Source organism: Deltaproteobacteria bacterium, from assembly GCA_016180845.1.
In the GTDB taxonomy this organism is placed as follows: Bacteria; UBA10199; UBA10199; order JACPAL01; family JACPAL01; genus JACPAK01.
This window is the reverse complement of sequence record JACPAK010000003.1, coordinates 68,379-79,828: the sequence shown is the minus strand read 5'-3', so window position 1 is coordinate 79,828 and position 11,450 is coordinate 68,379. Positions and strand designations below refer to the sequence as shown.

Here is an 11,450-nt window from a genome sequence, read left to right as displayed (position 1 = left end):
AACGATGCCTCAGCCTCAAAAGGTTAACTTTGCCAACATCAATCAGCTCATCGCTAAATATAGTGATCTGATCCTCGCGGCGATCGTTATTGCGGTCCTCGGGATGATTATTATTCCCCTGCCGACCTGGCTCATCGATATCCTGATTTCGAGCAATCTTGCGACCGCCGTGATTATCTTGCTGGCGTCCCTCTATATTGCAGATGCCTTGAAGATCGCTTCGTTCCCGACGATCCTCCTCATGACGACCCTCTATCGGCTGGCGCTCAATATCGCTGCGACGCGACTGATTCTTTCTCAGGGGCATGCCGGCGAGGTGATCAGCGCCTTTGGCAGTTTTGTCGTCGCTGGAAACTATATCGTTGGCGGGATTCTCTTTATCATCATTACCCTGATTAATTTTATTGTTATCGCGAAAGGTGCCGAACGTGTCTCTGAGGTTGGTGCGCGCTTTACGTTGGATGCGATGCCGGGAAAACAGATGTCGATCGATGCCGATCTCCGCGCCGGGATCATCAATATGGAACAGGCGATGGAAAGACGATCGACCCTCCAGAGGGAATCTCAGCTTTACGGAGCGATGGATGGGGCGATGAAGTTTGTGAAAGGGGATGCGATTGCCGCGATTGTCATTACGATCATTAATATCATTGCCGGATTCATTATTGGTGTTGTGCAGAGGGATCTCACCTTCACCGATTCGATCCGGATCTATTCCCTGCTCACGATCGGTGATGGATTGGTCGCTCAGATCCCAGCCCTGATCATCTCTGTCTCTGCCGGTGTGGTCGTGACCCGTGTTGCCTCGGAGACGAAAGAATCGAATCTCGGGCGGGACATCGTGCAGCAGGTGACGGCCCATCCAAAGGCGATCGGGATTGCTGCCTTGCTCTTTGCTATCCTGGCGGCTGTTCCAGGTCTTCCAAAACTCCCCTTTTTCGGGATGTCGGCCTTTTTGGGAACGCTTGTCGTTCTGCTTATGAGGGGGCGTCAGCAGGCGGCCCAACAGATCCTGGAGACGCCCAAAGAGGAAGTGGTGAAGAAGGCGGTAGCGAAACAGGGGGACCAGCTCCCTTTTGTCATGCCGGCACCGATCTCTCTGGAGGTCGGATCCGATATTATTCCTTTTGTGGATGACAGTCAGGATGGGGGGCGGTTTATCAATGAACTGATCCCGCTCTTGCGCCATGGGCTTTATTACGAACTCGGTGTTAATTTTCCAGGGATTCAAGTCCGTGGTCAGACGGTCGATATGCATCCGGAGAGCTATGTGATCAATGTGAATGAGATCCCTGTGGCAAAGGGAAAGATCGAGAAGGGGTGCATTTTGGTGGGGGAATCACTTGAGCAACTCCAGCTTTTTAACATCACAGGCAAGGAGACCCTGCATCCAATCGATAACTCCGTCGTGACCTGGATCTCTTCCGAGTATAAGGAAGTGGCGACGCAGGCCGGGTTTCGGATGTGGGATATTGCCGAATATATGATCCTTCATCTCTCGCATCTGCTCCGAAAGCATGCGCACGAGTTTCTCGGGGTTCAGGAGGTTCAGACGATGCTCAATGAACTCGAGAAGACCCACCCTGCTCTTGTGAAAGAGCTGATCCCGAAGGTGATTACAATTCTTCAGCTTTCCGAAATCTTTCAGCGCCTCGTTCAAGAGGATGTCTCGATTCGTGATCTAAAAAATATTTTTTCGACCCTCGCCCAGTGGGGGGAGGTGGAAAGGGATCCTGTGGCGTTGACCGAACATATTCGAGCAGGGCTCAAGCGATATGTCACGCACAAGTATGCGGGTCAGACCGGAACACTCGCCGTTTATCTGCTTGACCCCGATATCGAAGAGATGATTCGTGGGGCGATCCGAAAGACGGATAAGGGGAATTATCTTGCCCTCGAGCCGGAGGTGACGCAGGAGTTGGTTGAGGCGGTCGGGAAGGAGATTGCGAGTCATCCGCTTCCGCCGGGTGCCCGCCCACCCGTGATTCTCACGATCTCGGAGGTTCGAAGATATTTTCGGAAGATTATCGAACTCGAATTTCCGCAGCTTGCCGTTCTTTCGTATCAGGAGTTGGCCGAAAGTCTCAGAATCCAGCCGATTGCCCGGATTACCCTCCAACCTGCCGCCGAGGCGGCGTAACCAAGCACTTGTTTAGGACGGCATCGTCCGATTTCCGGACGGTGCCATTCGAAAATCGAACCAATTTTAATCTCATTGACTCTCCTGTCTCACCTTTTGGTTTGGCCCCTTTCTTGCTTATCTATTCCTGAAGTCGAGGCTCTACCCCTTGACAATGTCCCTATTTAAGGGTACACTTTATGAGCTTAAAGATTACTTATTATGAAACGTCTCGTGGTGATTGGCCAGTGAAGAATTACATAGAGGCGCTTCCGGAGAAGGAGCGGGCAAAGGTTAAGGCATTGGTTGATTATCTCTCGGAACGGGTCGTTTTAAACGAACCACATGCCAGGAAGATTTCAGGATATTCCGGCCTCTATGAACTGAGACCAGGGAGTCATCGGATCTTTTATTGTTATGATCAAGGAATAATTGTTCTCTTGCATGCGTTTAGAAAGAAGTCCGATAAGACACCGATCAGAGAGATTGAGACGGCATTTTCCCGTATGCGTTCTTGAAGGAAGGAGAAAAAAGATGAGAACCGGAGGAGATTTTCACAAAGACCTCAAACAAGACCTTAAAGATCCGAAGTTTGAGGCCTCTTTTAGGAAAGAAAAGTCGAGACTCAATCTGGCAGACAGATTACGTCGAGCTTTGGGGCAATCGCATCTTTCTATTCGAAATATTGCCAGTCGGATGGGAACGAGTAAATCTCAGGTGGAAAGAATTATCAGCGATCCCGAGGCAAATATGGGGATCGATACCCTGATAAAATTTGCCTCAGTTGTAGGACGTAAGGTCGAGATTCGATTTAAATAGTTCTCGCTATAGGTAAGATGCAAGAAATACTGGTGCATTGTCGAGGCGGCTTAGAATCTCTTTTGAAATCCAATAAAAGGTCGGATTGTTTCAGCGAGTGGTTTATCGGATTCGGGTGAAGCGGAAACCCCAATCATCAATTCACTCCGGATGTAGGGGAAGGGGATATCGGCCTTTACCCCTGTGTGGACCTCCCCTGAGAGTCGAAGCCCCCCATTTTCAGGAGACTTTTGTGGACCAAAGGAATAACCTGCCGCCAACATAAGATTGTCAGTGAATTGGTAGCCCAGCTCAGGAGTTAATGTCAGTTCTAAAGAACCATCATCCAGATGAACCCCTGCCCCCAAGTCGACGCGGCCCCTCAAGCCGGGGAGGAGTTCGGCGCCGATGCCATTGCTAAAACTGAGTCGCACCCCTCCCCCTCGGTTGTCGATCCCAACGGCTCCTTGCCAACCGACATTGGCGACCTGAGGGAGCTCGATCTTGAGCTCTCTCGCGAGGCCCTCGACATCGCTTAAGTGACTGGCCGACGGCTCTTCGGCATTGAAGAACCGGTTGGCAACCTCGTAAATCAACGGGTCTGTTTTCTTCAGATCCTTCGCGGACTCGCCTCCCATGAGGTATTTTGTAAAGCATTCTGTTAGAAATTCTTCGGCGTTTGTCGATGAGTAGGGACTTGGCCAGGCGGGGTATTTTTCATTTTTGTCTGTCTCTTCACTGGTATCGATCGGCTCCATCGCCTTCTTTCTGTCAAAATATTTCCGGAGCCAGGGGAGTGAGGAGGCACCCCAGTTTAGTTTTCCCCAAAGGATCGCATGTGTTGTTTCATGAATGAACATTTCCACATTAATCCCTGCGAATCTCGGCGCATAGGTGTAGTAGGCCCGGTGATGGAGCGGGTCATAAAAACCGTTGGGAGTCTTCAACGCGAGTATCTTTGCGAATAGAACCCCGGTCTCTTTTTGTATCACATCGAAGAATGGTTGTTTCGCTGTCTTATAGGAGGGGTCTTGTGGGACAAGATAGAATTCAAGATTTCCAGCGAGTTTCAGAAAATTCTTGCCAACCTGTTTGTTCTCCCACCGATTTTGGAGACGATCCACAAATTTTTGTATTGCTGGTGGGTCGGCAAAGGGGCGCCACTTGATTTTCATCTCACCAACCCTTGTCTCATTCCATGAGAAGGGGGCGTTATCGTTTTGCATTCCCTCGTAAAGGGGTTCGATCTGTTTCTGAGTGGGGAGTCCGACTCTACTCGCAAAAGAATGCCCGTACGCCTTGAGTCTCCAGGCCGGGAGTTTTGTCGGATCGATCGACCGCTGCTCAGCGAGATGTCGGACCTGGCTGTAAGAATAGACCTTGAGGCCGATATGCCCTGAGTGCTGTTTGACGTAATCGGCAACCTCGCGGAGCTCCGCCGGATTGTAGGAATCCCCGACGATCACCTCGATTTGGTATTTTTCTCCAAGCCCTTCCCAGTTTTTCGAAAGTGGCGGATTAAAGAGCGGGGAGCACTGAAAGAGAGTCACCTTCGTCGGTCCCTCCCCTTTACAGGAGCCTTCACGTTTTTTCTCTATCTCCTTCCAAAGGTCAGAGGTATTGGAATCGAGCTCTTCTGGTTTTCCGTAGTGCCAGAGGAGCTCTTTCGCCTCCTCTCGTTTCCCAATCTGGATCAGGTAAGCGAGCAAGAGGGTGTCCCAGCGGTTCTCCTGGGCCATGAGGTGATTGATATAGTCGTCTTGCCGACCGATGATCGATTTGGCGTAGAGATAGCCGAGGTAAAGCATGTTGCCACCGAGCTCAAAAGGGTTCTCGATCGGGGTTGCGTAATTAGTGAAGACAAAATGCTCCAGGCCGTGCTGCCCCAGTTTTTCTGTATTAACGGAGGTTACCAGACGAAACGCCTCTGCCGCCTTTGGGTCTGAGGGGGATTGGAGCTGGAGTTCACCGATTTTTTTTGGATCGAGGTATGGTTTTTTCTCCCGATAAGCCCATCTGAGTTCTTCAAGATGTCTTCGACGATCATCCAGAATAACAGAGGACTGATCCAAAAGAAATAACTTCGGTTCGTTCCCGAGACCCAAATTAAGATCCTTGAAACGTGGGTTCTGCTTGATATCACTCTGGCGAATTATTTGAAGTCTAAGGTCGTGAGACCGCTCTTCGATGTAGGTCCTGAGTTCTCCAAGTGGTTTATAGGTTGCCGGGTCCAGTTTATCGTCCACTACAACGAGTGCCGTGAATCGCGGCATCCGTTGCGAGTCATAATGAAAGAGGGGGGTGCATTGAAAACGGGTCGGCTGAAAAATGTTTTTAAAATCACAGGCCGCTTGAATCTTGTAGGTCAGTTTGTTCCAGAAGTCCCGGAGCGAGCCGTCCGTCCACTCGGGACGGCCGTAGTTCGAGAGGATCTCTGCGGCCTGCTCTTCTTGATTGATCTGCAGCATGAAAGAGAGCAAGAGGGAGTACCAATTGTTTTTGTTCTCTTTTAACTGGGTGAGGTAGAGATCTTGTTTTCCTGATTTCTGAGCCTGCAGATATCCGAGGTAGAGGATGTTGCCCCCCGCCTGGTACGGGTTTTCGCAGGAGAAATTATCGACTATTTCACTGAGGCCGTAATTTTCAAGGAATGGGAAATCCCCCGCAATCACCTTTTCAGCTATCTGGCCCGAGAGCGCCCCTTCTGCCGTCTGTTGACGCAACTCCTCCCTTTTTCCTTCAGGAAGAGGCACAATCGTAGCGGCTCGTTCGAGTACGAGACCCATAATGTGATTATTATCGGCAGGAGAGCCCCCTGCAGTTGCCTCTGGCCCCCCCAAATATTAACCTAAAAAGATTAATTAATTCAGTATGTTACAATTAGAGAATCTTGAAAATCCCCCAGATCGCGATAGACAGAATGACAAGGCCAATCAGCGCAATCAGGATTTCTGAGGCGGAGATGGCCCAACCCCTTTTTTTGATTGGCATTTCGACCGGTGTTTCGGGAGTCGCTTCAGGTTTCGGACGTTTTTCCTCTTTCGGTTTTTCTTTTTTTTCTTCTTTAGCAGGGATTTCAGGAGGACTCAGCTCGACCGCCACCTCCTGCGGATTTCGAAACATCAAAACGATAGTTCCCAAATGCACGCGGTCGCCATCGCGGAGGACCGTCCGTCGGATCCTTTTTTTTCCGACGTAGATCCCATTTCGACTTCCGAGGTCTTCGATTTGGACGGCATCCCATTTTCGGATCAGTCGTGCATGTTTTCGGGAGATGACATCGGAATCGATTCGAAATTCACACGAAGGATCGCGACCGACAATGATCTCCTGACTTTTCCCTTCCAGGATGAAACGTTTGCCGGCTCCGGGTCCTTCCACTACCTCGAGGGACGGGGCATTTTCCCGATCGAGTGCCTTGAGGAGCTTCTTGACCATCTTGATTTCAATAATGTCGCTGTCTGTCTTTTCGTAAATATCGTCTTCTGTCGAAGAAGGGAGGGCGAAGCGAAGGTCGTACTGACCAACCCGGATCAGATCTCCATTATGGAGGAGTGTTTTTTCCTCGGGCTCGAGAGGGACCTCATTCAAAAGGGTTCGATTTCCGCTTTTCAGATCTTTCAGAAAAAACTGGTCTCCGTCTCGAAGGATCTCGGCATGTCTTCGTGAGACGGTACGACTCTCCAGCAGAACGAAACAGGACCTGTCTCTGCCGATCAGGATATGATCCTGGTCCATCTTGTAACGGCCTTTTTGTCCACCGCTTCGATCTTTGACGGTAATGAGGGGTCTAATCTGCATGATTCACTAGGGACAGCCCCCGAGCTGTTTGATTTTTCCCTTTGCAAGTCTCGCCTCGTCCGGGAACTCCTTCCCCGCCGCCTTCACAAACTGACAGAAATAACGTGCCGCTTCTTTTTTATTCCCTGTCTGATCGTAGAGATGGCCAAGGTCATAAAGACTCGGTCCGTGACGAGGATCGATCCGGATCGCCTCTTTGAAGAACTGTTCCGCCTCTGAAAAATTCTCTGTCGCCAGATAGGTGGTGCCGAGATTGTAATAGGCCTTCGTAAAATCTGGATCGATCTCAATAGCCCTCTTATACGACTCAATCGCATCTTCATGATTCCCCTGGAGACCGTAGGCGTATCCCATATCGAAGTGAGCCTTCGCATTTTTTGGGTCGAAGACCAAAATCTGCCTGAACGTTACCAAGGCATCTCCATATCTCTGTTGGCGGATATAACTCTCCCCGAGGGCCAGCAGGGATTCGGAAGATTGTGGGGCGAGACGACGCGCATTCACGAAACATTCCTCTGCCTTGTCAGGGTCTCCCTTCTCCAAATAGAGATCGCCCAACTTTTGCCAGGGGGTGGGGTCGTCCGGTTTGGTTTCGATCGCAAGCCGGTATCGCAGGATCGCCTTCTCCCAATCGGCAATTCCGCGGTAGGTATCGGCAAGATCAATATGGGCGTTGTAAAGCCGCGGATCGATTTGAGTCGATTTTTGAAGCGCCCGAATCGCACGACGTGTATTCCGGCTCGAATGTGTCCCTTTTTCAGCGAGGTCGAGATAGGCAAGCCCCAGATTGTAATAGGCATCGGCAAATTTTTTGTCCTTTCGGGTCGCTTTCTTGAATTGAACAACAGCGGCATCCGGTTTTCCAAGTGACATGAGAACCGCCCCCATATGGTTATAGGGGGTTGCCCATTTCGGATCGATCTCGATCGCAATTCGAAATTCCTCTATCGCCTTGTCGTATTGATTACGATACTTGTAAACAATTCCGAGATTGCTGTGTGGTTCTGCATATTTTGAATCGAGTTCTGCCGCTGTCTTGAATTCCCAAAGTGCCTTCTCAAAATCGTTTTTGGCGAGGTACTTGACCCCTTCGTTGTTGTGATAAACCGCCAGATCGAGCGGGATATATCTTTTCTTTTTAGCCAAGGCACATGAAGGCAATAAGAAGATAAGGGCACAAACGATTAGGATTGTTTTTTTCATCATTCCCCCTCGCAACGGGTTAACTGGTTAACCGCTTCTTCCTGCTCCTGAATTTTTGCGGTTTGTCCTGTTTGTTTCAGCAGATCGACAAGCCGTTCCCGACTGGCGAAATCGCCGGGGAGTATTTTGACAAGCTTCTTCAGTTCCTTGATCGCCCTGTCCGTCTTTCCTTCCTTCGCATAACTCTCGGCAAGTTTATAATAGGTCTCAGCCTCAAGGTAGGGTTCGACTTCTTTTTCCTTTTGTTCCGCTTTTGGCCTGTGCAGGAGTCTTCCCTTTTCCAATTCACGGCGGGCACGAACATAAGGTCTCCAGGAGGGATACCCCTCCGTCGTTTCAATAAAACCTTGTCGCGCAAGTGCTAGCGAAAGTCCCAGGTAGGCCGGGACGTAGTTATAATCCTGACGGACCGATTCCTCGAAGCGGCGAATCGCCTCGAGGACAGAGCCTTTTGTCCCTCGGTGAAGCGCGAGTGAGCCGAGGACGTAGAACCGAAGGGCCTCTGAAGAAATGGTTTCGTTGCGGTAAGGGGTCAGTTTTTTTGTGGAAAGACCGATCGCCTTGAATTTCCGTGAGGCCTGATCAGCGATCTCGACCAAAAAATCATTCATCGTGCGGGTGCCCGGAAATTCAACTTTTCCATTGAAGCGACCCGCCTCTGTTCCGTCAGAGACCTGAAGAAGACGCGTTGTGACCTGAAGGATTGGTCCTGTTCGGGAGAACTGACCGAGGATCAAAAAGTCGGCCTTTGCCTCGCGGGCGACCTTCAGCGCCTCGGTTGGATTGAAAAGTGCTGATTCCGGTGCCGCATGCAGAAAAACAGGCTCGGTCTTCCGGCTCAAGTTCAGATAATCATAGAGAACAGAGGGGAAGAGGTTTTGAAGCCATTCGTCGTTTCGGAGGGCCGATTCATTTTCAAAAGGAAGAAGGGCCAATCGGTGCTCTCGAGCCTCTTTTTTTTCATTCCAATCAAAACTCGCTTTCCAACAAGGAGAGGCCCCCAGCGAGAGGGGGTAGAGGAGTGATAAAAGAAGAAGGATGTTTTTTTTCATGCAGACTTTCTATCACACGCGCGGGGTAACCCCAAGGGATTTCCTTGCGCTTTTATGCCGGAGATCTATATAGGTTCTACCGGAGATGGCAACAGAAGAAGAACATACAGAAGCGAACCTCTCCCAGGAACAGTACCCCTGTCTTGAAATTATTTCGGGACCAACTTCTGGTGGGGGAAAATATCCGCTTCGAAATGGAAAAAATTATCTAGGCCGGTTGTCGGAGAACGACATTGTTCTCGATGACACCAGTGTCTCCCGTCGTCATGTCATGATTGAAATCAAGGGGAATGAGGCGACAGTTGCCGATCAGGGGAGTCGCAATGGAACCAAAATAGGCGGACAGCTCTTAAACCCGGATGAATCTTATCCGCTTGCCCATAACACACAGATCAGGGTTGGTTCTTACCTGTTACGTTATTTGACGAAACCGGAGTCGCCGGTCGCTGAGGAGGAAGCCCCTCCATCTCCTGAGAAAGAAGCGGCTCCTCCTGAGCCCGAGGCGAGGCAGGATTTTGAGTCTCAGGGAGAGGAAGCGCCTTTGGCTGATGAGGTTCCGAAATCCAGGGGGTTCCGACGGTTTCTCCGCCCCCTTCTTTTTGGCGTGTTGGCGATTTTTCTGGTCGTTGTTGGTTTTGAGGTCTATCAACTCCTGAAACCGAAAAAATCGTCAGGTGAAAGGAAGAAGAGGCCTCCGGCACAAGAGGAATTGGTTGACGATGTTGGAGAGGTCCTCTCTCCTACCGAAGAGGAGGTCCCGAAGACGGTTGCCTCCCAGCATCGGCCGGTTTTTTTGGAATTTTCTTCAGAACCGATCCCCGCCAAGGTCTTTTTTGGTTCCGAAGAAGTTGGCGAGACCCCTGTCCGTGTTTCAACAAAATTAGAAGAGGGGCGTGAATATGAAATCAGGGCGCTGTTTCAGCTCCCTGAACTGGACCAGGTGGTCGAGGAGAAGATTAAACTCCAGTTGACGCCAGGTGTTGAGGTGATCCCTGTCGCCTTTCGACCGAAGGTCGGTCTCTTCAAGGTCTACTATCTCCCTCGGAATGCGCAGCTTTACCTCGAGGGGTATTTTGAGACTGACCCCTATCGGGCAAAACCGATCAAGTTTGCAGAAATCATTTTTGGAAAACCGATCTACATCCCGTATGGGCGTTTCATCCTGGAGCTTCGTGAAAGCCGACAGCTCGAGGGATCGCAGACGTTTGTCGATGAAGTGATTTATCGAAGGGAATTTTCCCTGAAGGCAGATCAAACGAACTACACGGTCGAGATTCGGGAAGAAGACCTCAAATTTTTCCCTGTCCAGATCGCTTCAGTTCCTTCGGGGGCTCAGGTTCTTGTGGATGACAAAGAAGTCGGGACAACCCCCTATTCAGGGACTTTTCCTTTGGGAGAGCATCGTCTTCTGCTCCGCAAAGAAGGATTTTTTGATTATTCTCAAATGATGAAGATGGAGATCAATACCCCATTTGTCGCTGAGATTAATATGAAAACCTCTGAGGCAGGAGAGATGATTAATCGAGCCTCTGAATTGATTCGCAATAACCGCCATGCCGAGGCGCAATCGCTTCTGATCGAGACTTATAAAAAGAGCCCCTCACCACGGGAGTCGGCCGAGATCTCTTACCTTATTGGTGTTTGTTATCTCTGGCAGAAGTCTTATCTGGAGGCGGAGAGCTATTTCAATCGAGCGATGGAGCATCCTGGATTAAAACTTCATGGTCGTCTTGGTCTTGCGAGTGCCGCCCATCATCAGGCCAATCCGGTAAAGGCGTTGCAGCTCTTGATCGATGTCCTGATCTCGGCTGAGGATCCTGTGCTACGTTCCGATGCCGGGACCTTGTTTCAACAGATCTCACCGCTCAAATCTGTCATTTATGTGACTTCAGATCCTGTGGGGGCGATCGTCTTTGTGAATGGGAAAGAGATTCCCCAGGTGACTCCTCTCATCCTTCATGACCTTAGCGTTGGGAGCTATAGGGTGGAGGTGAAGAAGGGGGGCTTTCTCCCCACTGAGGTGAAGTTAAGTCTGGGTATCGCTGAGTTTCGCCCCGTGGTGGTGAAGCTGCAACAGGCAGAGTAAGGAGTTATTTATTTTGTTTGTCCAATTCTCAATTTTCTGATAGAAATCAAAAAGATGCCCAAGCTAAAAGCGGATCCAAAACCTCCCATTCCTGAAGCCCGATACCCAGAAATCACCAAGCTGTTGGAAACCGAGGATTTTAACCGCGTGAATAAGAATTTCATGGCCACCTTCCAGGCATTAGAAAAAATGAGTAAAATGAAGGGGTTAAAGAAGGCCTCCGATGCCCGCAAGGGGATGAAGGCGATCGAAAGGGTCATGGACCTTTTGAGGGAGCTATTAAAGAAGAAATATGAGATAATGGAAAAAAATGGGAATTCAGCGCCCCAGGATAAAAAGTGAGGTGGGACGAAACTCAGCAGGGTGGTTGGTCCGATAATCTTAGTGAAAG

At 50.0% G+C, this 11,450-nt stretch carries 9 protein-coding genes; 5 read left to right on the top strand and 4 right to left on the bottom strand.

The annotated features are described in order from the left end of the window. The first annotated feature begins 4 nt into the window (after positions 1-4). The 3 genes from sctV to HYT76_06135 all read left to right on the top strand — a co-directional run bounded on the left by sctV (position 5) and on the right by HYT76_06135 (position 2,938). A complete protein-coding gene (gene sctV / locus HYT76_06145; GenBank protein ID MBI2083133.1) occupies positions 5-2,140 on the top strand; it encodes a type III secretion system export apparatus subunit SctV in 2,136 nt (711 codons plus the stop codon). Between the two features lie 179 nt (positions 2,141-2,319). Then, the gene (locus HYT76_06140; GenBank protein MBI2083132.1) at positions 2,320-2,637 is read left to right on the top strand and encodes a type II toxin-antitoxin system RelE/ParE family toxin; all 318 of its coding nucleotides are present in this window, start codon (positions 2,320-2,322) and stop codon (positions 2,635-2,637) included. Between the two features lie 16 nt (positions 2,638-2,653). Beyond that, a complete protein-coding gene (locus HYT76_06135; protein ID MBI2083131.1) occupies positions 2,654-2,938 on the top strand; it encodes a helix-turn-helix transcriptional regulator in 285 nt (94 codons plus the stop codon). A gap of 50 nt (positions 2,939-2,988) precedes the next feature. On the opposite strand, the gene HYT76_06130 is transcribed toward HYT76_06135, so the two are convergent. The 4 genes from HYT76_06130 to HYT76_06115 form a co-directional block, all read right to left on the bottom strand. After that, complete coding sequence (locus tag HYT76_06130) at positions 2,989-5,703, bottom strand: hypothetical protein (protein ID MBI2083130.1); 2,715 nt, start codon at positions 5,701-5,703, stop codon at positions 2,989-2,991. A 94-nt stretch (positions 5,704-5,797) separates the two neighbouring features. Continuing rightward, positions 5,798-6,718 (bottom strand): FHA domain-containing protein, encoded by a 921-nt coding sequence (locus HYT76_06125; GenBank protein MBI2083129.1) that lies wholly within the window; start codon positions 6,716-6,718, stop codon positions 5,798-5,800. A 6-nt stretch (positions 6,719-6,724) separates the two neighbouring features. Then, a complete protein-coding gene (locus HYT76_06120; protein MBI2083128.1) occupies positions 6,725-7,921 on the bottom strand; it encodes a tetratricopeptide repeat protein in 1,197 nt (398 codons plus the stop codon). Next, the gene (locus HYT76_06115) at positions 7,921-8,973 is read right to left on the bottom strand and encodes a hypothetical protein (protein MBI2083127.1); all 1,053 of its coding nucleotides are present in this window, start codon (positions 8,971-8,973) and stop codon (positions 7,921-7,923) included. The genes HYT76_06120 and HYT76_06115 overlap by 1 nt, the downstream gene beginning before the upstream one ends. Positions 8,974-9,058: 85 nt before the next feature. Here HYT76_06115 and HYT76_06110 point away from each other — a divergent pair, with 85 nt between their 5' ends. Further along, positions 9,059-11,059, top strand: coding sequence for a PEGA domain-containing protein (locus tag HYT76_06110; protein MBI2083126.1), 2,001 nt, complete (start codon positions 9,059-9,061; stop codon positions 11,057-11,059). Positions 11,060-11,113: 54 nt separating this feature from the next. Further along, the gene (locus HYT76_06105) at positions 11,114-11,401 is read left to right on the top strand and encodes a hypothetical protein (protein MBI2083125.1); all 288 of its coding nucleotides are present in this window, start codon (positions 11,114-11,116) and stop codon (positions 11,399-11,401) included. Positions 11,402-11,450: the final 49 nt, after the last annotated feature.